Genomic DNA, 23,095 nt, shown 5'->3' on the forward strand with positions numbered 1-23,095 from the left:
GACACCAACCGAGCGATATCAACCGGGCGACACCAACCGAGCGATATCAACCGGGCGACACCAACCGAGCGATATCAACCGGGCGACACCAACCGAGCGATATCAACCGGGCGACACCAACCGAGCGATATCAACCGGGCGACACCAATGACGCCCGACAACTCACAGCGCCTCAGTACGAGGCGGCGCGCTTGTCGAGCCCGGCCGCGGCGATGTCGTCGCCGTCGACGGAGGTGCGAAGCACGTCCATCCCGTCGTCGCCGTCGATCCCGAAGTTGTCGGCGTACAGTGCCTCGAGCCGGTCGTACTCGGCTTCAGACAGCGCCGGGACGTCACTGGCGGCACTCCAAGCGGCGATGTCGTCGGCGTCGCGGAACGTCGGTGTCACGGAGGCCACCTCGTCGTGAGCGAGTAGCCACCGGATCGCCGCCTGTGCCATCGTCCGCGGCTCCTCGGCGTGATCGGGAGATTCGAGGAACCGAATCGCCTCGACCTTCTCCCAGCCGGTCTCGTACCACTCCTTCGGTCGGTGTGCGCGGTGGTCGCCGTCTTCGAGGACCGTATCAGACGTCACCTGCTCGTTCAACAGCCCCGAAGAGTGGGGGACCCGTGCGATGACGGCGGTGTCGGAGCCGGTCTCACGGATCGTGTCGATAAAGTGGCGTCCCGGCTCCTGTTCGAAGAGGTTGAACACGGTCTGGACCGCGTCGAACTCGTCGTACTCGACGGCTGCGTCGCCCTCGGCCAGCCACCCGATAGAGGGCCCGAGCGCCCACCCGAGCGCCCCAACGCGTCCCTCGGCTTTCCACTCGCGGAGGAGGTCGCGCACCTCGGCGTCAACCTCGGCGACATTCGCGTTGTGCAACTGGAGCACATCGACGTAGTCGGTGCCGAGTCGGTCGAGTGAGGCCTCGAGCGCCTCCCGAAGGTACGACTCGGTGAGTTCTTTGGGTAGTTCGCCGTGGCCCGCCTGCGGATTGTCATAGAAGTCGTAGCCGACCTTCGTAGAGAGCGTGACCTCCTCGCGGCGGCTATCGATCGCTTCGCCGATGACCCGCTCGCTGTCGCCGTGGCCATACACGTCGCCGGTGTCAATGTAGGTGACCCCCGCATCAAGGGCGTCTCCGACCATCCCGACGGCCTGCTCCGTCGTGCGGTCGCCCCACCAGTCGGTGCCGACGACCCACGCGCCGAAGCCGATTTCAGACACTTCAACCCCCGAGGACCCGAGTTCCCGGTACTGCATGAACATTTGTTGCGCGCGCGCACACTTATCGGGCCCGGTCGGTCTCGAACCGTGGGGACCCCGCCGCCCTCGGGCGCCGGCTGTGCACAACCGAACCCATTTCACCCTGCCAGTCGAACGGCGGCCAATGACAAAGCGACACGTGTCCCTCCCCGAGGGGGCGGACGCGGCGGTACAGGGGTTCATCGACGAGGTGGACACGCGACTCGCGTCGGACGAGGACACCTGTGACGTCGTTCGGGACACGCTGATCGACCTCCACGGCGACCGCGACCGCTACGAGGCCTGGCAAAACGGCGAGTCGGTCTCGAAGGCCGAGCGCGTCCGACTCCAGGGATACGACCCGTGTAACGCCACCGTAGAGTCGGAGTACTACGCCGAAAAAGACGAAGAGCGCTTCCAGCGTTCGAAACACCTCCAGTGGCTCTGGCGGCAGTTCGATGCCACCCCGATGGCCGACAACGTCGAGTTCGCGCTGCGCTTTCGCCAAATGCTCGCGGAACACCTCTTTGCGTCCTGTGGCGACGACTGTCGCTTCTTCAAAGGTATCTCGGTCACCTACGGCCACAACATCGAGGTCGGCGACAACGTCGTGATCCACGACGACGTCCACCTCGATGACCGCGGCACACTCACCATCGGCGACCGTGTCTCACTCTCAGATGGCGTCCACGTCTACAGCCACGACCACGACCTCGTCGACCAGACTGCGGTGCGTACCTTCCACACGGTCATCGAGGATGACGCCCGCGTCACCTACGACGCGATGGTACGGGCCGGCTGTCGGGTCGGCGAGAACAGTGTTGTGGGCGCGCGGTCGGTCGTCCAAGGAGACGTCCCCGCACACCACGTCGTCGTCGGCACCCCCGCACGGAGCGTGCGCGTCAAACCCGGCTGGGAGTCGGTCGCCGACGAGTTAGAGGACGGCCGCCTCCCCGACCGCGACGACGACCGCGAGATTGCCTACGACCTCCCTGACGACTTCGAGCCGTTCGACGAGTTCGACCGCGACCGAACCCCACCGACCGCGACGGATCCGAAGTCGACGCCAGACCAGCCGTCCGAGTCGACCAAAGATCACCCACCCGAGCCGGCACCCGACCAGTAGCCCCACCACCGTGGTCCGCGCTGTCGCCGTCAACGTCGCCGCCAACACGAACGAACCGGGCTTCCGCGGCCCGGTGTACCCGGATGGCACCTTCGCGTACGTGCCGATCCCCGAGTCCGCGGCGACCCTCCCGCGCGACCGGTTCCCAACCGACGAGCCACTCCCGACGTACGACGACCTGTCGCTCTCGTTCGACGTACCGGACACCCTTCGGTCGACGCCCGTCCACGCGGACCCGGAGTTTCCTGGCGTCCACGGCCGCGAGAGCGCGACCTACGGCGACCCCTACGCGGTGAAAGCCGGCCGGATCGCGGCTCTCACACCCGGCGACTGGCTGTGCTTCTATGCCACCCTCACGCTCCGGCCACACGACTGGCGTGGACCGGGCACGACGCGCGTCGGCGACGACGGTGCCGACGACCGTGGCGGCGAGTGGCTGTCCGAACGCGGGATCGCCGTCGACGACGACCTCGCACCCACGTGGGGCGCGTACCTCGTCGCCGCCATCCGCGTCGAGCAGGTGCTCGAGACCCCGACACGCGAGGCCGCCGCCGACCGCGTCCCCACCAACGCCCACCTCAAACGCGATCCCTTCGACGCCCGCGTCGTCGTCGCCGGCGACCCGACCGAATCGGGGTGTCTCGACCGGGTCGTGCCGCTGAGCGACCCAACCGCCGGCACGACAGCGAACCGCCTGGTGACCGCACTGTCGAGCGACTCCGGGAAGGGCCCGTGGTGGCGACGCCCGCTGGCGTTCGACGACGACGCGACCCGTACGCTGCTCGACCGCCTCGATCCCGCCTGAGGCAACGTCGCCGCCGTGTCACCGGGGTGCCGACAATTCTTGCGGCTAGCTCCGTCGACGACGAGTTTGGTCGACCGCAGTTGGCTGCAGAACCATGCGGCGTTCCCGTCGGCTCGACCCCGCTACGATTCTGGGCCGAGTGTCGAGCGTGTTCGGTAGCCGCAACGCTTGCCCAAAGGCGGTCGCACCCCCCATGCTTGTCGGTTTCGGGGGGTATAGGCTTCGAGACGGCCAACGAGTGTTCGATGTCAGACCTGAACGTCTCTCACGAGTACTTCACGTGGAAACTGGTACAAGACGTTGCACAAGAGAACGGCTACTTCGAGAAGGAGGGCGTCGAGGCGGACCTCTCGTACTTCGCTCCGGGGACGCAGGACTTCGAGGGCGAGAATGCCCACGACGCCGACTGGTGGGACGACCTAGACGAGGAAGGAAGCACCCACGGCGTCTGCGAGTGGAACGCGGTTCAGGAGGCTTCTGAGACTGATCGCGACATCGTCGGCTCCTACAGCGAGTGGGACCGCGTCGTCTTTGTCCGCGCTACCGACGAAGCCGAAACCGTCGACGACCTCAAGGGTCGGCCGATGGGGATCAACAAGTACGCCACCTCGTTCTACTCGATGCAAGAGATGCTGGAGAAAGCGGGGTTCGAAGACAACGACATCGTCCTCGAACACGTCGGCGAGGCCGAGGAGCGCTTCGACGCGGTAAAAGACGGCGAGGTCGACTCTATCGCGGTGTTAGAGCCGTTCGTCACGCTCGGCCGCTACGACGAGGAGCTGAAGCAGGTGTTCGAGGGACCGTGCCGCGCCGCCATCACGACGCGCGAACAGCCCGAACCAGAGAAGCTGGAAGGATTCCTCGCGGCGCTGAACCGTGCGGTCGCCGACATCAACGACGATCTTGAGGGATACACTGACCGCTACGTTGAGCTGCTCGAAGCGGAGGCTGCCGACAAACCCGCCTTTGACGACGTGAATTTCGAGCGGCTCCACGAGGAGTTTGAACTCCGCGAGTTTCTTCCCGTGCGCGCGCCCGACGAGGAACGGATCGACGCGACCACGAGCTGGATGCGCGAGAAGGGGTTCGTCCCGGACGACGCCGATATCGGGACCGCAGAAGAGCTCGAAAACGGGGGCGTGCTCCCGGACGACGAGTCCGACTCCGAGACGGACGAGCCCGAGGCGACGGCGGACTGATCGATGTCGCTCGAGTCCCGCGCGACGACCGACGACAGTGGAGACGAGCCCGAGCCCCGGTCCGACGCCGAACCCGTGGTCGGCGACGACGCGGACTACCGTGCCGACGACGCGGCGTCGATCGTCGCCGACGGCCTCACGAAACGGTACGACGAGACGCTTGTCTTCGACGGGCTCGACCTCTCGGTCGACCCCGGCGAGGTCTGTTGTCTCCTCGGGCCGTCTGGCTGCGGCAAAACGACGTTGTTGCACCTGCTCGCGGGACTCGAAGACCCGACGGACGGCCGCGTCGAGATCGACGGTGAGGCCGTGACGGGCCCCGACTACCGATGGGGTGTCGTCTTTCAGGACCCGCTCCTTTACCCGTGGCTCTCGGTGCGTGAGAACGCCGCGATCGGTCCGCGGCTCCGTGGCGAGGAACCCGACATCGACCATGTCGACGAACTGCTAGAACTGGTCGGGCTCGACAGCTTCGAGGCTGCAGACCCCGCAGATCTCTCCGGCGGGATGGCACAACGCGCGTCGCTCGCGCGGACGCTCGCGAACGAGCCGGAGGTGCTGCTCCTCGACGAGCCGTTCTCGGCGCTCGATCAGCTGACGAAAATGGAACTACAGGACGAGCTGTTGCGGATCGTCGACGAGCTCGGCGTCACCGCTGTGTTCGTCACACACGACATCGACGAAGCGGTGTACCTCGGTGACCGCGTCGCGGTCATGGGACCGATCCCCGCGGGCATCGAACACGTTGAACCGATCGACAGCGACACGCGATCACGAGACGACGAGGTGTTCCTCGCGGAGCGGGCAGCGACCTTCGAACGCTTGGAGGCAGTTGGATTCGAATGACACACGGCCATCATACAGACCACGATCATATCGACCCCGACGTCGCTGCGAGCGCAAGGACGCTCGTCGGCGGCTCGGGCTGGCGTAATCCCTCAGAGAGAGCCCGCACGAGTGGGCTCTCCCGACGCGAGTTCATGAAGGAGTCTGGCCTCGCATCACTCGCGGCAGCCGGCGTCGGCGCTACTGCGGGGTGTCTTGGTGACGACGCCGGCCCGCCGACTGCGGAGGTCGGCTATCTGCCGATTACGGACGCAGCGCCCTTGCTGACGGGGTACGCCAACGACCACTTCACGGACCATGGCGTCGACGCCGCGGAGCCGACCCTGTTCCGGGGCTGGTCGGACCTCGCAGAGGCGTTCCTCGCCGGCGAGGTCAACGTCGCGCACTTCCTCATGCCGATGACCGTGTGGATGCGCTACGGCGACGAGCTGGACGCGAACGTGCAGGTCGTCGCGTGGGACCACACCGACGGGTCTGCGCTGACAGTTAGACACGAGATTAACGAGTGGTCCGATCTCGGTGGCGGTACCGTCGCTGTTCCGTTCTGGTACTCGATTCACAACGTCATCCTCCAGCTCGGGCTCCGTGAGGCCGGGCTCACGCCCCGAACGAACTCGTCGGCCGAAGAGGTCGCAGCCGACGAGGTCAACCTCGTCGTGACGCCACCGCCGGACATGCCTGCGGCGCTCGAAAACGGCTCCATTGACGGGTACATTGTCGCCGAGCCATTCAACGCGATCGGCGAGCTGGAGGCCGGTGGGAAGGTCCTCCGGTTCACCGGTGACGTCTGGCGCGAACACGCCTGTTGTGTCGTCGTGATGCGTGAGGAGCTGGTGGAGGCGCAGCCCGAGTGGACGACTGACGTAATGGGCGGGCTCGTCGACGCCCAGCAGTACCTCCGCGAGAATCGCTCCGAGGCCGCGCGGCTGCTTTCCTCTGAAGAGAGCGGCCTGCTTCCACAGGGCTCGGAGCCGATTGACCGCGCACTCACCCACTACGACGACCACCAGCCGTACCGTGAGTCGGGTGCGATCCAGAACGAGGAGTGGGAAAGTGACCGCATCGGCTTCTATCCGTACCCGTACCCGTCGTACACGGAGGAGTTGGTGCGGCGTATGCGCGAGACGCGCGTGGAGGGAGAAGATGCCTTCCTCGACGAGTTGGACCCGAGCGAGGTCGCCGACGACCTCGTCGCGTACGACCCCGTTCGGACGGCGCTGGAAGCGGCCGGTGGACCAACAGAATTCGACGTTCCCGAGGACGATGGCTACGAAAGACGAGAAACGATACAGTTCTGAGCTGGTTGGGGACGCTGGCCGCCTGCTACCGGCGGTTGGGCTCCTCGGCGGCTTCGCTGTCTGGTGGGCGGTGACGGCGTTCGGCAGCGGCATCATCACGAACTTCGCGCCGGCGGCAGCGTTCACCGTCCTCTCGGAGTTGGTCGTCTCGACCGAATTCTACGACCACGTCCTCGTCAGTGTCTATCGGTTTGCGGTCGCGCTCGGGTTCTGTCTGATCGTCGGGCTTCCGGTGGGAGTCCTCGTCGGTTACTTCGAGTCGGCCGAGCGCGCGACCACGGTGCTGTTCCAGTTCATGCGCATGATCTCACCGCTTGCGTGGTTCCCCATCGCTATCATCGTCTTTGGCGTCGGGACTCAGTCGGCGGTGTTCGTGATGTTCGTGGCTGGGCTCTGGCCTATCGTGTTGAACACGGCTCACGGCATCGCGACTATCGACGACGACTGGATAACGGTCGGCGAGTCGCTCGGCGGAGACACCCGCGCCTTGCTCCGCCGCGTCATCGTCCCTGCTGTGATACCGGATATGCTGACGGGAATCCGCCTGTCGATCGGCATCCTCTGGATAATCCTTGTCCCCGCGGAGATGCTCGGAGTAAATACCGGATTAGGGTACCTGATCTTAGACGCCCGTGACCGGTTCGCTTACGCAGAGATCCCCGCGATCATGCTGGTGATCGGGTTCATCGGGTTTTGGCTTGACCTCTCGGTTCGTCGGCTCCACGCTCGGTGGAACTGGGGGTAGTCTCGCGTCTCGATCACGGACGGCGTGGCGCCGTCACGGTCTCGTCTCGCGCTTGACTTCCTCCCCGCCCTGAAGGGCGAGGATTCCTCCGGTGGGATGTTGGCTATGCCGTACCCACGGAGGCAACTTTCCCGCTGTCGGTACTCTGGTTTGTGCGCTCCTCGTTGGGACTTTCCCTTTCGGGGGAGTGTGGTATCTCCGACCAGTTGTGGTCGTCCCACTTGAGACGCACGGGCCAAGCCATCGACCCGACTTCGAGTTCGCAAGCCTGCTGTTCGAGGAATGTCCGAGACGCACACAGATCGGCGTGCGCTTCGTGGCCGCACGGACATCGGAACACGTCGCCGTCGCGATCGGTATCCTCTTGCTCGCCACACACCGGGCACGTTCGGGTTGTGTTGGCTTCTGACTGCACCTCAATACTAATGCCGTATTCCTCAGCCGTGTACGATAAGCGATCGATGAACGCCCGAAAGGCCCAGAACTGGTGCGTCTTTGCGTTCACTTCAGTACACCAGTGCGTCGAGAGGACATCCGTGAGGTCGCCGACGTACACCGTCTTGACACCGTCGGTGTAGAGGCGTTCCATCAGATCCCGGGCTAGCGCCTCCTGTGCGTGATCACGCCGGCGTGTCCGTTTCTGATACAGCTGCCGAATTCGGTTGCTATTGTATCGCCCCTCACGGAGCTTCGACTGTGAGCGGGCAATTTCGGCAGTCGTCTCACGGAAGCGATCAAACAGGTCGCGGCCCTCATAGAGGTACTGCTGGCCGGTTGTCGTGGTACAGGCGATGAGGTTGTTTGCGCCCACGTCCAGTGCGGCTTCTTCCGAAGCCAGTGGTGAATCCTGTTGTGAATCAGGTACGGTAACAGGCTGAAAGGCCCTGAACGTGTCGTCTATCTCGTCGTACTGTATCTCCAAACGACCTTGTTTGCCGTCCCACTTCGGGTCGCCAGCGACTTCGAGACGGAGGCGACCAGTGTGGTCGTATTCTTCCTTCAGAGCGGATCCAACTGGGATCTCAATTCGTGACCGGTCGCCAGTTTCCAGCGTATACAAGTCGTTCCGGATGAACGTGCGTAGTTCTCGTCCATCGTCTTCGTTCCCCCAGTATCCGGGGGGCGAGGGACGTTCATCACGTTTGCCGTTGTGCCAGTCGTCTAGGGCGGCGAAAAACGACTTCCACGCAGACTTGTTTTTCCGGATCACTTGCTGTGCGGTTCCAGAGCCGGTCACATCGACATACTGCTTGCGATAGTCGGCAGTGTCCCACACTGATTCACCGTCGAAGAATTGCTGGCGACGCTCGTAATTGAGCTCGTTCCACAGGCTCGCAGAGGCGTCCAACAGCTCTCGGAGTAGCCGCTCGTCGCCGTCGGACAGCGGACGTACCGCGAACGTGTTGGTTCGCCTCGCGACAACAGACATTTACAGCTCTACGTCTAAATGTCTTTTGGACACAAACAATGCGACCAAATATCAACATTTCACACACCCTGAACGGCCGCGTGAAAGACTACGCCGAAGATCAAGGCGTGAGTCTTGAAGAAGCCTACCGAGAAATTATCGAAGCAGGATTGGAAGCGGTGGAACATCCAGACGAATCGTAGCACGTGGGTTGTGGCATTGTGCTGTCACTTGGACCCCGCCCTGAAGGGCGAGGCTTCCGCTTGCTATCCGTCATTGGTGGCGCGGCAATGTCGGCGAACGTCACGTCACCGGCCGTGAGTGCTTCGAAGTTGGACACGATCGAGGGGGCGTACACGATCCCCGTGAACTCCTCGAGCCCGTCGCCGACGAGCGGGAACCGGCTGTGTGGCGTGCCCCGGATTCGGTCGAGGTTCGTCTCGACGGAGACGGCCGTCGACAGCGCGACGACATCCTCGGGCGGTGTCGCGATCTCGGCGACGGGCCGTTCGTCGACGTCGAGGGCGTTCAACACCTCCTCACGGCGCTCTTCGGGGAGCTCAACGTCTTCCATCATCGAGCCAAGTCGGGTCCGCAACTCGGCGCGCGACTCCAGGACGTCCGTTTCGGTTTCGGTCCACGAGCCCGTCATCTCGACGCCGAACAGCCGGAGTGTCGCCTTCGCGACCCAGTCGCCGACTCGAATCAGCGGCGAGATGAGCCACGCGAACCAGTACAGCGGCCGGGCACCGTACGCGACGACCTGCTTCGAGCGCTCCACGCCGAGATACGTCGGCGTCTGCTCGCCGTGGGTGAGGTGCACCATGTTGATGAGCGCGAAGCCGAGCACCGAGCCAGCACCCGCAGACGCGAGCGCGGTGTTCGTGAACAACGGCTCGAACAACGCGGTGAGCCCGGGCTCTGCGACGACGCCGAGGGCGATGCTCGTTCCAGAGATCCACACCTGACACGTCGTCAGGTAGAACTCAAGGTCGTCCGTCATCTCCCAAGCGCGCTCTAGCGCCGGCGTGTCGATATCGGAGGCTGGATACTGTCTGAGTCGCGTGAGACCGAACTCCACCGCGACGAAGTACGCGTTGATCAGGATCAACAAGACCCCCGCAAGCACCCGAAGCCCGATCTCGACCGGGGGCATCGCGACAAGCGGGTTGGCCGTCGACATCAGAGGTGCGTTGAGAGAGGGCGTGGCTACCATCGGATCGAGGTGTCGACGGCTCCCTAAAAAAAGCCGCGCCGAGGACGCTGCGTCCCCGCCGTCCTCACGCGAAGTCGTCGTACGTCGGCCGCCCGATTGCTGGCGGGAACGTCTCGACCGGCGCCGTCGTCTCTGCGCCACTTGCCATGTCTTTGACCGTCACCTCGCCGTTCGCGAGGTCGCGCTCGCCAACGATCACGACGGTCTCGGCGTTGATCGAATCGGCATATCCGAGCTGTGCGCCGAACGACCGGTCGGCGACGTCAGTTTCGACGACGACCTCGTCGTCGATTGCCCGGAGATCCCGGGCGATTCGTGCGGCCGTCTCGCGGGTGTCTCCGACCGAGAGCACGTAGTAGTCCGTCGAGAGCGTCTCTTCGGGCCAGACGCCGGCGCGCTGACACAACAGCGCAAGCGTGGCGTGGCCGGGTGCGACACCGACTGCTGGCGTCGGCTGCCCCCCGAAGCTCTCGATGAGGTCGTCGTAGCGGCCGCCACCGAAGACGGAGCGGGAGACCGTCCCCGTCGAGTCGAAACACTCGAAGACGACCCCGGTGTAGTAATCGAGGCCGCGTGCGGTCGTGAGCGAGACCGTACAGTAGTCACCTGCGCCGGAGTCAGCCGCGGCCGCGAGTACGTTTCGAAGGTTCTCGACCGCGTCGGCGACGTCGTCACCGCCGGCCGCAGCGACCGCGTCGAGGTCGTCGACGGTGTCGACGCCCGCGATCAGCTCGTCGAACTCGCGGGCGGTCGACCGCGAGAGCCCGGCGTCTGAGAGCAGCCCAAGGTACTCGCCCTCGTCGACTTTTGTCCGCTTGTCGACGGCTCGGATCGCGGCCGGCGTGTCGACGGCGTCGGGCTCGTCGGCGAACGCCCGCACGAGCCCGCCGAGGATGTCTCGGTGTGAGACCCGGAACTCGAAGTCGTCTGCGGTGAGCCCGAGGTCGGTGAGCGCGTCGGCGGCGACCGCGAGCACCTCGGCGTCGGCCTCCGGCGCCGCGGAGCCAAAGACGTCGATGTTCGTCTGGTAGAACTCCCGGAACCGACCCTGCTGGACCTGCTCGTAGCGCCAGAACGGCCGGGTCGAGACCCATTTGATCGGCTTTGAGAGCTCTTGGCCGCGGGCAACGACCATCCGCGCCACCGTCGGCGTCAACTCTGGGGTGAGCGCCACCTCCCGCCCACCATTGTCTTCGAAAGCGTACAGCTCGTCAACGATGGCCTCCCCGGACTTGTCGACGTACATCTCGGTCCGCTCAAGCGCAGGCGTTGCCACCTCCCGGAAGCCGTAGCGCGCCGCGGCTCGCTCGACCGTGTCGGTCACCTCCCGACGAGCAGACTGCTCGCCGGGGTAAAAGTCGCGAAAGCCTTTGAGTCGATCGTACATGCACGGCGATTCGCCGAGCGCCCGCTTGAAACCATCCTTTCGGCGGCGTGTAGCCGCCTCAGTCTGCTCGGTACTCTTTTGCGAAGCCCCGGAACTCGGTTCGGTGGGCCTCCTCGTCGGAAAGCAACATCACGGCGAGGTCTTCGGTGACCGGGTCGCCAGCGTCGTCGGCGACGTCGACCAGCTCGCGGTAGGTCGCAATCGCATCCTCTTCGGCGTCTAACACGCCCTCGATGACGGCCAATACGTCGGTTGAGTCGGTCGGCGGCTGCAGCGACTCCTGTCGGGCGACGAACTCCGCGGAGCCCGGCGGGCGCGCGTCGAGCTGTTTGAGACGCTGGCCGAGCTGTTCAGCGTGTCCCAGCTCTTCTTGGATATCGGTCTTGAGACTCTCTTTGATCTCTTCGGCGCGAACGCCATCAAGGACGATGGCGTTCGTCTGGTAGTTCATCACGGTCTCTAGCTCGTCCATGTACGCGGCCTGTAACAAGTCGACGACGCGGTCAGATGCCATACTACTTCTTTGGCGGCCAGTCATAAAACACTACTCGGACGTTCCGGTACGTCGGGAAGCCGCTGCACGCTCCGCGCGAGACTAGTCACGCGCGTCACGATCGGGCGCTGGAGTCTAGTCGCGCGCGATCAATCGTTTCGGCCGCGCACGTACGTCTGGTTGTGTGCCGGAAAGACCTCCTCTACGGCCTCTGTGCCGTGTTCCTCGGCAATGAGCGTCCGCAGCTCGTCTTCGTAGTCTGCTTTCGGCACCTCCTCGCTCGGCCCCTGTTCGACTTCGAAGGTCGCTTCGACGAGCCGGTCAACGGCGTGTCGGCCGAACCCGGACAGCGGCGAGAGGTAGTCAACGCCATGGCGATCTTCGAGACTCTGTGCCTGTGCGCGCGAAACCGTCGGAACGCGGTCGTCGCGTCGGGTGCCATCGGCGATCGCATCGACGTCCCGGTCGGCGATCGTCTCGAGTGCGTGTTCGTGGACGCGTTGGATCCCGTTGCGCGGATAGCCGTCGGCGACCATCGTCGCGGCCGCCTCGGCGGCGACGTCCGGATCCAGGTCGACGCGGTCGAAGGGAAACCCGAGGGCGTCAGCGGCTCGCGCCGCGTGCTCCCAGTCGTCGGTGAGCCCAAAGCTCCCGGTGACACACCGGACCTCATAAAAGCGGTCGAGTAAGACGGCAGCCAGTGAGGAGTCTTTCCCGCCACTGTACAGCAGCGCGAGCTCCATCTACCGCCGCCGAATGTCGAAGCTCTGTTGTTCGGGTTGGAGCTCCTTGAGCAGGTCGCGCATCTGGTCTTCGTCGATACGCCCCTGGACACGGCCGCTTTGGGCTAGCGACGCCACCTGTTGTTTCACCTGCTTTGCGAAGTCGGGTTTCGACATCTCGACGGCATTGAGCCGCTGGCGGGCGCCGTCGGTGAGGTACTGTTTCAACACCGCCTCCTGTTGGGCTTCCGCGCGCTGTTGGGCCTCTTGACGGGCCTCGGCTCCAGTGTCGCCGTCGCCGCCGGCACGGTCTTGGAGCTCCTGAAGCTTCTGTTCGCGCAGTTCTTCGAGTCGGTCGTCGTCTGGGCTACCGCTCATAGACCGTATTCACGGTCCGGGCGAAAAACCATTTCGGAGGCTCGTGCAGTCCAGCTGCCAGTCCGACCGTCAGCCACCGCCCCGCACCGGGTCGGGCCGCTTAAACGCGACACCGCCCTACACGTCGGTATGAGCGAGTCGCGTGAGTTCTGCCCACGGTGTGGCGACGCGGTCCCCGAGCGTCGCGACCCCCTCCCCGGCGAGCCAAGCGGTCGGGACGCGCTATTGTGTGACGACTGCTACTTTGCGGACTTTTCGCTTGTCGACGCTCCCGACCGGATCGAGGTCCTCGTCTGTGCCGCTTGTGGCGCGGTCCACCGCGGTGACTCCTGGCGTGACGTCGGCGCGAACGACTACACCGACGTCGCCGTCGACGAGGTTGCCGGCGCCCTCGGCGTCCACGTCGCGGCCGACTCCGTCGAATGGGGCGTCGAGCCCGAGCAGGTCGACGAGAACACGATTCGGATGCACTGCCGGTTCTCGGGCGTGGTCCGCGGAACGCTCCGAGACGCCGAGGTGACCGTTCCGGTGAAGATCTCCCGCGGAACGTGTGAGCGCTGTGGCCGGATCGCCGGCGGGTACTACGCCGGGGTCGTCCAGGTGCGCGCCGACGACCGCGAGCTCACGCCGACGGAGCGGGCGCGAGCAGTCGAGATTGCCGAGTCCTACGTGGCCGACCAAGAGGCCGACGGCGACCGCGAGGCGTTCGTCACGGAGGTGAAACAGACACCCGACGGACCGAACGTGAAGCTCTCGACGAACCGACTGGCCCAGAACGTCGCAACGCAGATCACGACGGAACTCGGCGGCAGCTACGAGTCGTATCCGACGCTCGTCACCGAAGACGGCGACGGCAACGAGGTGTATCGGGTGACGTTTGCGGTGCGGCTCCCGCGGTATGCCCCCGGCGAGATACTCGACCCGAAAGACGGTGACGGCCCAGTGCTCGTCACCGGCGTCTCTGGGCGGCTCAGTGGCGTGCGGCTTGCGACCGGCGCGTCGTACGCGTCCTCGTTTGAGGCGGGGGCCGCGCCCGAGGCGACGCGACTCGGGATTCGCGAGGACGCGAGTGAGACGACGGTGGTAACCGTCGAAGACGACCACGCGATTCAGGTGCTCGACCCAGAGACGTACGCGGCGCGGACGGTACCGAATCCTTCGTTCGTCGACGCGGGTGCGGAGACGGTACTCGCGTTCAAACACGGCGACGCGGTACATCTCGTTCCGCCGGAGACGTAGTGACGGAACGGACTGCTACAAAAAGCGCGTGTTAGTCGGCGCGAGCCACCGGCTCGGTCGTGGCGGCCGTCGAACGCTCGGCTTCGGGCACCTCGATGCCACGGCGTTCGAGCTGACGGACGAACGACGCCTCGCTGAGTCCGGCCTGGGTCGCCGCCTGGGAAAGTGTGAGTGTCCGCGCACCGTACAGCGTCAGCGCACTCGACAGCGCAGTCGATGTCATACCTCACCCTTCTGCGTGAACGTTTATGAAGATTACTACTTCATTCAGGGGCCTGATACACCTTATACGATATATATTATCATTCGTTCTCGGCAGTGAGTGATGTGACATATATCCACACGCAGGTGTATCTCCCGGAACCACTATACTTCGGGCGGTCCGAGAATGTGTATGGACAGACAGCAGCTCATGGCCCTGTTCTTCGCGTTTCTCATGGTGAGCTCCATGCTCGCGTGGGGCATCAGTTTCCTGTGAGGTCGGGAGCGCCAAGTCGTCGACGACAGCGTCCACCTCCGCAACATTCCTAATCGTGACCGTTCACCCGTCGCCCCAGACGTCAGAGAGCGGGTGATTTTCTCGCCGGTGGGCGTCGGACTCAGAGCGCGTCCGGCTCTCGGCGTGTGAACGAGGCTCGGCGTTTGTGCGTGCTGTGGTGGTGTCTGTCGACTCCGACGCGCCGGTCCCAACCGCTCCGGTCGGGTCAGCGTCGATCGATGCGAGCGCCGCCGCAGGGTCGAACGGGGGCAGTGACGGCGTCGTGATCGCGTCGACCTGGTCGCGAAACCACGAGGGGGTGTCGGTACGCGCGCGGTCGAACAAGTCGAGTAGGGAGTCGTCTGCGAGGTACGTCGCGCCGTAGTCGTCTGGCGCGCGCACGACCCGCCCACACGCCTGGATGACGGTTCGCAACGCGACGCGATGGTACCACCCCCACTGGTCGTCTGCCAGCCGACGAGCGACCCGCGAGTCGTTCGTGTTGCGATACGGCGCCTTACACACCACCTGCCAGCGGCAGGTGTCGTCGGCGAGGTCTAACGCCTCCTCCATCTTCACCGAGACGAACACCGACGGCTCGGGGCTCGCCTTCCACGCATCGAGCTCCGCGTCGCGGTTTGCCCGTGTGTGATGTCTGATGCGCGCGCCGACGCCGAAGGCGCCCAGCCGGTCGACGAGTCGTTCAGCAATGTCGTATGAGTGTGCGTGTATCAACCCCTTCTCGTCCGGGTGGTGTGTCATCAACCGGACGATCAGTCGTGCGATCTTCGGGATCGTCTCGTCGCGGTGCTCGTACGTCATCGACCCCTGCGTGACGTCGTACAGCCGGCGGTGTTCGAGTGGGAACGTGTGTTCGACGTCGACGAGCGCGACCCGTGACGGGTCAAGTCCGACCCCGCGACAGAACGCTGACTTCGACAGGATCGTCGCTGAAAGCAGCGCAAATCGCTCACCGCGGTCCCAGACGGTGTGTCTGAGGTAGCGAGCCGGATCGAGCGGTTTGATCGCGATCGGTCCACCGCCGTCGCCCGCCCCAGGCGACTGGTCGACGACCCACGTCGTCGGCGACGTCCGGTCCCGGTAGTCCTCGAGGAACCAGCGTAACTCGCCGATCAGCTCCTGGAGACGGTCACGGCGAACAACCGCTTCCGGCGTGAGTTCCGGTTGTCCCGTGAGCTCGTCTTTCGCGCGGGTCGCGACGCCGACCAGCGTCTCGGCGAAGCGCGCGGTGCGATCGAGAGCGTCCTCGTCTGCGGCCGCGTCTCGCTCGACGTCGGGCACGCCCACGTCGTCCCAGACCGGCACCCGCTCGGGAGTGAGCTCGATGGTCGCGTACATCTCGGCCCACTCAGCGAGTCCATGCGCCTCGTCTATCACGACGACGTCGCGCGTGCGAAACAACTCGGAGCCGGCCGTGCGCATGAAGTACGCGAGTGTCATCGCCGCGTATCGCCCGCCCGAGGCGATCGCCCGGTCTGAAAAGTACGGACAGCGGTGTTCGATAGAACAGTCAAATCCCTGCTCGCGAGCGCAGGGAGCGCGGTCGACCGGCGTGTCGTGTTCACCCGGGAGGATGCAGTCGTAGTTCGACTTTCCGCGAATGATCCGGAGATCAGCGAGTAGCTCGTCGCCTTCGACGTCGTCGAGCTGTGACACCTGTGGCGTCGTGTAGTACGCGCCGGTCGGATCGCTCGGTGTGGCCTCCCCGGCGGTCCGGGCCGCGCCCATCACGGCGCGCGCGAGCAACGACTTGCCGCTGCCGGTCGGCGCGCGAACCAAGACGACCTCGTTGCCGGCGGCGAAGGCGTCACGGATGTCGGCGACCGCCTGCGCCTGTGCGCCGCGAAAGCTCGGCGCCGGGAACGCGTCTGGAATCCGGTCGGGGTCCACACGACTCTCTGGTGCGCTCTCCGAATTAAACCCTCGGAGGTCGGTGGCGTCGCTCGCGGCGTAGCTCACTCCACCGGATCGGTTATGTGCATCGCGCGGCTCCTCGCCGGTGTGTACTCCGGAGAGACGGGCCAGGTGGTGTCGCCGTCAGTGCGCGAGGAGACCCTCCCGCAGCTGTTCGAGCGCGTCGCCGCAAACGTTCCCGACCGCGTCGCCCAGCAGTACAAAGGCGGCGTCTACGACCGGTCACTTGTCGACGCAGGCGTCGTCGATCCCGCTCCGGACGGTGCGTACGCGTCGCTCACCTACGCCGAACTGCGCCACATCGTCCGGCGACTCGCGACTGGGCTTCGGGCGCTCGGGCTTGACCCAGGAGACCGAGTCGCCATCGTGGCCGAGACCCGCATGGAGTGGGCACACGTCGACTTCGCGACGCTCGCCGCGGGCGGCGTCGTCACGGCGGCGTACCCCGGTGGCTCACCCGACCGGCTGGGCGCGCTCCTCACAGACGCCGACCCGACACTCGTCGTCGTGGGGGGCACAGCCGAAGTCGACGCACTCGAGACGCTCGGTGACGACGTCGTGTTCAACGGAGAGACCGGCCCCACGGCCGTGGTGACGATGGACGAGGTCGCAGAGACGGGCACACTCGATGCGCGCTCTGACCCCGCTGCCGACGTTGACGTCGGTATCGGCGTCGACGTCTGCACGCTCGGCGACGTGTACGAACGGGGCGAGACGGCGTTCGACGCCGATCGGTATCGAGCGGGGGTCGAGACAGTCGCTCCCGACGACCTCGCGAGTCTCGTCTACACCTCGGGGACGACCGGCCGACCCAAAGGTGTTCGACTCACCCACACCGCATTCCGCGCGAACATCGCCCAGTGTCTCGACCGTCTCGGTGGCGACGCGGACGACGACGGCCCCAGCCTCGACGCGGACTCGACGGCGCTATCTGTCCTTCCGCTCACCCACGTCTTCGAGCGGACGATGGGCCACTACCTGGTGTTCGGTGCCGGCGGCACAGTCGCGTATGCAGAAGGGCCGAAGACGCTGGCGGCGGACCTGTCGCTGGTCCGGCCGACGATGGCTTCCGGTGTCCCACGGATCTACGAGAAGTTGTTCGCCGGGCTAGTCGACCCCGACTCAGACGCGGCGACGCGGGCGGCGTTCGGCGGGGAGATCGACTGGCTCGTCTCCGGCGGCGGGGCGCTCTCGCCCTCGCTATGTGCAGCCTACCACGAGGCCGGGATCCCAATCCTCGAGGGGTACGGGCTCACCGAGACCGCGCCGGTCGTGAGCGTAAACGCCCCGACGGACCCCGCCGTCGGGACGATCGGCCCCCCGGTCGCAGACACCCAGATTGCGATCGACGAGCGGGTCGGCGATGGTATCGACGCGCGTACGCGCGATGGCGACGACGCGCATGGAGACAGCGGACGCGACAGCGACCTGGTCGATGGACGCGACGACGGCGACGAGCCGGTCGGCGAACTTCTCGTCCGCGGCCCGCAGGTGACCGACGGCTACTGGAATCGACCGGACGCCACGCGGGAGGCGTTCTCGTCGCCGGAGTCGCTTCCGGATCTCGTCACTGCCGGGCCGTCGCCGGCAACGTGGGGCGGTGACCCGGACGAGCCGTGGTTTCACACCGGCGACGTGGTGCGGCTCCGCGCCGATGGCCACCTCGTCTTTCAGGAACGCACGAAGCGCCTCCTCGTCCTCTCGACGGGCGAGAACATCGCGCCGAGACGCATCGAGACACGGCTCACCGACGACCCACTCGTGGACCAGTGTGTCGTACTCGGCGACGACCGACGGTTCGTCTCGGGGCTCGTCGTCCCCGACCTCGACGCCGCGGCGCGGTGGGCCACAGACGCCGGCGTCGACCTGCCGACCGACCGACCGGCAGCGAGTCGGGACCCCCGGCTGCGTGAGCGGCTCGCGGCCGCCGTCGAGACGGCCAACGACGACCTCGAACCCGTCGAGCGCGTGAAGCGGTTCCGCGTGCTCCCGACGCGGCTCACCCCCGAGAACGGACTGCTCACTCCGACGCTGAAACAAAAGCGCGAGGCGATACGCGAGCGGTTCGACGATGCGGTCGAGTCGATGTACGCGTGACGACGCGCGAGATAGCCGTGTCGGTGTGGCCATTCGTCAACCAGTGACGTTGTTGACAGGTAAACACGCGCAGAAATATCCACGTTTTATATTTGGTGTTTGTATTATGCTGGTAGATGCCTAACACCGACGACTCTGGGTCGCTCGTTCAGTACGGGATCGAAGACAAACCGCCGTTGAAGACGTCGTTCTTGTTGGGCATCCAGCACTACCTCACGATGGTCGGCGCCAACATCGCGGTGCCGCTCATTCTCGCGGCAGCAATGGGGATGCCGGAGGCGATCATTCCACGGTTCGTCGGCACGTTCTTCGTGGTATCTGGAGTCGCCACGCTCGCACAGACAACCGTGGGCAACCGGTACCCGATCGTACAGGGGGCTCCCTTCTCGATGCTCGCGCCTGCACTCGCGATCGTCGCTGTCGTGACCGCGAACCCGCCCGAGGGTATCGAAGCGTGGCGAGCCGCACTGGTACAGCTTCAGGGCGCCATCATCGTCGCCGCGCTCGTCGAGGTCGCCGTCGGCTATCTCGGCCTCATCGGGCGGCTGCGACGGTTCCTTTCACCCGTCGTCATCGCGCCGGTCATCGCGCTCATCGGGCTCTCGTTGTTCAACTCCCCCGACATCACGACGGCGACACAGAACTGGTGGCTCACCGGGTTCACCCTGGTCGCCATCGTCGGGTTCTCACAGTATCTCGACGTGAACGCCAGGCTGTTCGAGCTGTTTCCGGTGCTACTCGGGATCGTGACGGCGTGGCTCGTCGCGGCGGTCCTCTCGGTCGCCGGCGTCTTCGGTCCAGAGGCGTCCGGCTACGTCGACCTCGCGAGCGTCGCAGCGGCCGATCCGGTCCACCTCATCTACCCGCTGCAGTGGGGGACCCCGAGCGTGATGCCGGCGTTCGTCATCGGCATGCTCGCCGGTGTCGCCGCCTCGATAATCGAGTCGATCGGCGACTACCACGCCGTCGCTCATCTCTCGGGTGAGGGCGCACCGAGCGGCAAGCGCATGACACACGGGATCGGCATGGAGGGATTGATGAACGTGTTCTCCGGACTGATAGGCACGAGCGGGTCAACATCGTACTCCGAGAACGTCGGTGCCATCGGTCTCACTGGCGTCGCCTCGCGCTATGTCGTCCAAGTCGGTGCGGGGGTCATGCTCCTCGTCGGATTCGTGGGGTACTTCGGGCAGCTCGTCGCCACCATCCCGGGGCCGATCGTCGGCGGGCTCTACATCGCGATGTTCGGACAGATCGTTGCTATCGGGCTCTCGAATCTCACGCACGTCGACCTCAACTCGTCGCGAAATATCTTCGTGCTCGGCATCACGCTCTTCACTGGGATGGCAATCCCAGAGTACGTGCGCAACGTCGGGGGCGCAGGCGCGTTTCAGGAGGGGCTCGCCGGCACCTTCCTGCTCGGTCCGCTACTCGGCGGTGACGTCGTCGCCAACACGATCTACGTCATCGCGTCGACCGGAATGGCCGTTGGCGGCATCGTCGCGGTCGTACTCGACAACACGATCGGTGGGACCGACGAGGAGCGCGGACTCGCGGCCTGGGAGGCGCTGGCCGAAGCGGACGTCGACTTCACCTCCCCGTACGACCGCTTCCTCGGAGACGAGGAGTCGACTTAGCTGTCCACACTGTCGGTTCATCAAGAAGCATCTGGAGCGTTCGAGTCACCGATAGATGCGGCTGCTCGCTGTCGTCGTCGATGCTCCCTCAAACGACCGTCACGGCGAGAATGACGGCGCGGCGTGGGCGTCGTCGACGGGTCTCGCTTCTGCACTGCTGTCGCTCTGTGTCGACTCTGTACTCTCGTCGGTCAACTCGACCCCGCCGTCGGCGGCTGTGACGGTGTCGGTGCCGCCGGTGGCGTCGCCTGGCGTCGTCGGCTCACCGAACGCGTAGACGGTGTTGTGGCCGGTCACGCGCACCGTGAGGAAGTCACCGACCGCGACCCCGTGGTCGCTCGCGTGCTGGACGATGATCTGGCGGTAGGCGCCGTCACGGCATTTGACGGAGTCGCCCGTGCCGGGCTCGACGACGAGCACGTCGAACGTCTCGCCGACCATCGCCTCGTACGCCTCGCCGACGACGTCCATCTTCACTTCGGTCATCGCCTTCGAGCGCTCCTTCTTTATCGTGCCGCCGAGCCCCTTCATGTCGGCCGCGTCGGTGCCCGGACGCTTCGAGAACCGGGTGACGTTGATCTTCTCGGGGCGCACCTCACGTAGCAGGTCCATCGACTGCTCGTGGTCAGTGTCGGTCTCCGTCGGGAAGCCCACGATGAAGTCGGTCGAGAGCGTCCAGTGGTTGAGCCGCTCGTCGAGCGCGGCGACGACCTCGCGGAACTTGGCGACGCGGTGTTGTCGGCGCATGTCTGCGAGTACGGTGTCGCTGCCCGACTGCACCGGGGCATGGATGAAGTTGTACAGCTTCTCGTTACGCGCGAAGACGTCGGCGAGCTCGTCGTGGATGCCGTGGATCCCACCGGGGTTCGCCATCCCGAGTCGGACGCGGAAGTCGCCCTCGATCGCACAGATCCGGTCGAGCAGCTCGGGGAGTTTTCGCTCGCCGGTGTCCCAGCCGTACACCCCGGTGTCTTGGCCCGTAACGCGAATTTCTTTGGCGCCCGCGTGCACCAATGCCCGAGCCTTTTCGACGTTCGTCTCGACGGACGGCGAGTCGACGCGGCCGGTGGCGAACTTCGTGATACAGTACGAACAGTTGCTCATACAGCCCCGAGCGATCGGGAGGATGCCGACGACACCGTCGAGGATGGGCTCGGCGTCGGGCGTGACCGTCGGACACTCGCCGTTGAGCACGTGTTCCGGCACCTCGTCCCAGTGGAGGATCTCGGCGTCGATGTCGGCCTCGCGGAACGCCTCTCCCTGTGCGAGCGCCATACAGCCCGTGACCACGAGCTCCGTGGTCTCCTCGGCGAGCGTCTCGGCGCGCCGAAGCATGTTCTGTTCGGTCTTCTCGACGACCGTACACGTGTTGAGGATGGCGACGTCGGCCGTCTCGGGACCCGCCGCCGGGCGGTGGCCGCCGTCACGGAGCGCCCGCTCTATCTCCCGGCTCTCACCCCGGTTCGAACTACACCCGTACGTTTCGATGTGGTACGTCGCCATCAGCTACCATTCGTTGACGGTCGCCACGCAAAAACGCGACGGATCGTGGGGATCGGTGGCGTCGATGAGTGGTGGCGCCTCCTCACAATGAGACGCCGCTCACTCGGCGCCTGCAGAGACGTCCGCCTCTGTGTCCACGAGTTCGAAGAGACTACCCCACCCGTCGCTCCCGTGGCCGCCAGGGAGCATGTCACGAAGTTGCTCGACGTCCGAGCGCGGCGCCACCTCGCTCACGAGTGCCACAATCACGCGGGCGTGGTAGGCCGCATCGGACTGGTCACAGCCTTCGATCTCGCTCACGCGCTCGATGAACGTCGGCCAGTCGAATCGCTGACCGTGCTCCGTGACCGCCCCAGTGGGGTACCACTTGATCTCGATCGGCAGCGACGCCGCGAGGTCGGCAGCGTTCTCCTCGGGGATCCGCGAGCCGAGCGTCGAGAGGGTGGCACGGATCGCCCGGAGCGTCTGTCCGGTGTCGGCCGTACCGAGTCGGTTCTGTGCCTGCCCGGTGAACTCGTCGAAGTTCATGCGCCGATATGGCCGGCGACGGTGTGTCAACCTGTGTGCTGTTCTCAGTGTATGAGACATTTGGCCGTCGGTGTCACATAACTGCGCTGTGTGCACCCCTCACGCGTCGGCGACGTGGTCGCGACTCGACTCCAGGATCTCGACGCTCGAGGAGGCGCCGATCCGGCTCGCACCGGCACGCACCATCGCTATCGCTTCCTCGTACGTCGAAATGCCACCGGAGGCTTTGATCGCGGTGTCGTCTTCGATTCCCGCACGGATTGCGTCTATCTCCTCGCGGGTCGTCGGGCCATCGTAGCCGACTGCCGTCTTCACGTAGTCGGCACCGCCCGACTCAACGAGCCCGGCGGCGTGGGTGATCGCCTCGGGGTCGAGCGCCGGCGACTCGATAATGCACTTGAGGGTTCGATCACCGACAGCGTCTCGAACGGCAGCGACGTCGTCGATCACGGCCTCGTCGTCGCCGTTTGCGAACGCCGTCCGGTTCATTACCATATCGAACTCGTCCACGTACGGCCGAAGCGCCTCAACTTCCGCCCGCTTTGCGGAGGCGTTTTGAATCCCGTACGGGAAACCGACGACGGCGACGACGTTTGCCGCCCCGTCGAGACACTCGTGGGCGAGTGGCGCGTGGTACGGTACAACGACGGCCGAACAGAAGCCGTGGTCGCGGACCTCACGACAGAGCGTGCGGATCTCTGCGGCGGTCGCTGCCGGGTCGACGTTGGTGTGGTCGAGTATCGAGGCGATCTGCGTGGGATCCGCGTCGAGGGTCGCTTCGAGTGACATGTTGGTACCTCACGCCCGGACCGTCATATGTCTACTGT

At 65.3% G+C, this 23,095-nt stretch carries 21 protein-coding genes; 9 read left to right on the forward strand and 12 right to left on the reverse strand.

Annotated features, from left to right (window positions below):
• Positions 1-172 precede the first annotated feature (172 nt).
• On the reverse strand, positions 173-1,246 hold the full coding sequence (locus ACWUI7_RS06795) for an aldo/keto reductase (RefSeq protein ID WP_496641466.1): 1,074 nt from the start codon (positions 1,244-1,246) through the stop codon (positions 173-175).
• Between the two features lie 127 nt (positions 1,247-1,373).
• On the opposite strand from ACWUI7_RS06795, the gene ACWUI7_RS06800 reads away from it, so the two are divergent.
• From ACWUI7_RS06800 to ACWUI7_RS06825, 6 genes are all read left to right on the forward strand, one after another.
• The gene (locus ACWUI7_RS06800) at positions 1,374-2,354 is read left to right on the forward strand and encodes an acyltransferase (protein ID WP_496641467.1); all 981 of its coding nucleotides are present in this window, start codon (positions 1,374-1,376) and stop codon (positions 2,352-2,354) included.
• A 10-nt stretch (positions 2,355-2,364) separates the two neighbouring features.
• Positions 2,365-3,159 (forward strand): Nmad3 family putative nucleotide modification protein, encoded by a 795-nt coding sequence (locus ACWUI7_RS06805; protein WP_496641468.1) that lies wholly within the window; start codon positions 2,365-2,367, stop codon positions 3,157-3,159.
• Positions 3,160-3,404: 245 nt separating this feature from the next.
• Positions 3,405-4,358: an ABC transporter substrate-binding protein gene (locus ACWUI7_RS06810; RefSeq protein WP_496641469.1), complete on the forward strand. Its 954-nt coding sequence runs from the start codon at positions 3,405-3,407 to the stop codon at positions 4,356-4,358.
• A 3-nt stretch (positions 4,359-4,361) separates the two neighbouring features.
• Positions 4,362-5,204 carry an ABC transporter ATP-binding protein gene (locus ACWUI7_RS06815; protein ID WP_496641470.1) on the forward strand — a complete coding sequence of 281 codons (843 nt, stop codon included), beginning with the start codon at positions 4,362-4,364 and terminating at the stop codon, positions 5,202-5,204.
• On the forward strand, positions 5,201-6,502 hold the full coding sequence (locus tag ACWUI7_RS06820) for an ABC transporter substrate-binding protein (RefSeq protein WP_496641471.1): 1,302 nt from the start codon (positions 5,201-5,203) through the stop codon (positions 6,500-6,502). Before ACWUI7_RS06815 ends, ACWUI7_RS06820 begins: the two co-directional genes overlap by 4 nt.
• Complete coding sequence (locus ACWUI7_RS06825; RefSeq protein WP_496641472.1) at positions 6,468-7,247, forward strand: ABC transporter permease; 780 nt, start codon at positions 6,468-6,470, stop codon at positions 7,245-7,247. Before ACWUI7_RS06820 ends, ACWUI7_RS06825 begins: the two co-directional genes overlap by 35 nt.
• A gap of 103 nt (positions 7,248-7,350) precedes the next feature.
• Here ACWUI7_RS06825 and ACWUI7_RS06830 read toward each other — a convergent pair whose 3' ends face one another.
• The 6 genes from ACWUI7_RS06830 to ACWUI7_RS06855 all read right to left on the reverse strand — a co-directional run bounded on the left by ACWUI7_RS06830 (position 7,351) and on the right by ACWUI7_RS06855 (position 12,851).
• Positions 7,351-8,676 (reverse strand): RNA-guided endonuclease InsQ/TnpB family protein, encoded by a 1,326-nt coding sequence (locus ACWUI7_RS06830; protein WP_496641473.1) that lies wholly within the window; start codon positions 8,674-8,676, stop codon positions 7,351-7,353.
• Positions 8,677-8,800: 124 nt separating this feature from the next.
• Positions 8,801-9,811 carry a CNNM domain-containing protein gene (locus ACWUI7_RS06835; protein ID WP_496641757.1) on the reverse strand — a complete coding sequence of 337 codons (1,011 nt, stop codon included), beginning with the start codon at positions 9,809-9,811 and terminating at the stop codon, positions 8,801-8,803.
• A gap of 124 nt (positions 9,812-9,935) precedes the next feature.
• Complete coding sequence (hisS, locus tag ACWUI7_RS06840) at positions 9,936-11,258, reverse strand: histidine--tRNA ligase (RefSeq protein ID WP_496641474.1); 1,323 nt, start codon at positions 11,256-11,258, stop codon at positions 9,936-9,938.
• A 58-nt stretch (positions 11,259-11,316) separates the two neighbouring features.
• On the reverse strand, positions 11,317-11,772 hold the full coding sequence (locus ACWUI7_RS06845) for a ferritin-like domain-containing protein (RefSeq protein WP_496641475.1): 456 nt from the start codon (positions 11,770-11,772) through the stop codon (positions 11,317-11,319).
• Between the two features lie 128 nt (positions 11,773-11,900).
• Positions 11,901-12,494 (reverse strand): DUF7411 family protein, encoded by a 594-nt coding sequence (locus ACWUI7_RS06850; RefSeq protein WP_496641476.1) that lies wholly within the window; start codon positions 12,492-12,494, stop codon positions 11,901-11,903.
• A complete protein-coding gene (locus ACWUI7_RS06855) occupies positions 12,495-12,851 on the reverse strand; it encodes a DNA-binding protein (RefSeq protein WP_496641477.1) in 357 nt (118 codons plus the stop codon).
• A 129-nt stretch (positions 12,852-12,980) separates the two neighbouring features.
• Between ACWUI7_RS06855 and ACWUI7_RS06860 the strand changes: the two genes are divergently transcribed.
• Positions 12,981-14,090 (forward strand): 60S ribosomal export protein NMD3, encoded by a 1,110-nt coding sequence (locus ACWUI7_RS06860; RefSeq protein WP_496641478.1) that lies wholly within the window; start codon positions 12,981-12,983, stop codon positions 14,088-14,090.
• A gap of 31 nt (positions 14,091-14,121) precedes the next feature.
• Here ACWUI7_RS06860 and ACWUI7_RS06865 read toward each other — a convergent pair whose 3' ends face one another.
• Positions 14,122-14,313, reverse strand: a complete 192-nt coding sequence (locus ACWUI7_RS06865) for a DUF7317 family protein (RefSeq protein ID WP_496641479.1) — start codon at positions 14,311-14,313, stop codon at positions 14,122-14,124.
• 318 nt (positions 14,314-14,631) lie between these two features.
• The gene (locus ACWUI7_RS06870; protein ID WP_496641480.1) at positions 14,632-16,479 is read right to left on the reverse strand and encodes a helicase C-terminal domain-containing protein; all 1,848 of its coding nucleotides are present in this window, start codon (positions 16,477-16,479) and stop codon (positions 14,632-14,634) included.
• A 111-nt stretch (positions 16,480-16,590) separates the two neighbouring features.
• Here ACWUI7_RS06870 and ACWUI7_RS06875 point away from each other — a divergent pair, with 111 nt between their 5' ends.
• On the forward strand, positions 16,591-18,600 hold the full coding sequence (locus ACWUI7_RS06875) for an AMP-dependent synthetase/ligase (protein ID WP_496641481.1): 2,010 nt from the start codon (positions 16,591-16,593) through the stop codon (positions 18,598-18,600).
• Positions 18,601-18,716: 116 nt separating this feature from the next.
• Entirely contained in the window at positions 18,717-20,237 is a 1,521-nt protein-coding gene (locus ACWUI7_RS06880; RefSeq protein ID WP_496641482.1) for a uracil-xanthine permease family protein, read from the forward strand.
• Positions 20,238-20,336: 99 nt separating this feature from the next.
• Here the strand turns inward: ACWUI7_RS06880 and ACWUI7_RS06885 are convergent, their stop codons facing one another.
• The 3 genes from ACWUI7_RS06885 to deoC all read right to left on the reverse strand — a co-directional run bounded on the left by ACWUI7_RS06885 (position 20,337) and on the right by deoC (position 23,057).
• Complete coding sequence (locus tag ACWUI7_RS06885; RefSeq protein ID WP_496641483.1) at positions 20,337-21,740, reverse strand: tRNA (N(6)-L-threonylcarbamoyladenosine(37)-C(2))-methylthiotransferase; 1,404 nt, start codon at positions 21,738-21,740, stop codon at positions 20,337-20,339.
• Between the two features lie 99 nt (positions 21,741-21,839).
• Entirely contained in the window at positions 21,840-22,268 is a 429-nt protein-coding gene (locus ACWUI7_RS06890; protein WP_496641484.1) for a DUF2267 domain-containing protein, read from the reverse strand.
• A 99-nt stretch (positions 22,269-22,367) separates the two neighbouring features.
• Entirely contained in the window at positions 22,368-23,057 is a 690-nt protein-coding gene (deoC, locus tag ACWUI7_RS06895; protein WP_496641485.1) for a deoxyribose-phosphate aldolase, read from the reverse strand.
• Between the last annotated feature and the right edge of the window lie 38 nt (positions 23,058-23,095).

It is taken from the genome of Halorubrum orientale (assembly GCF_059623105.1).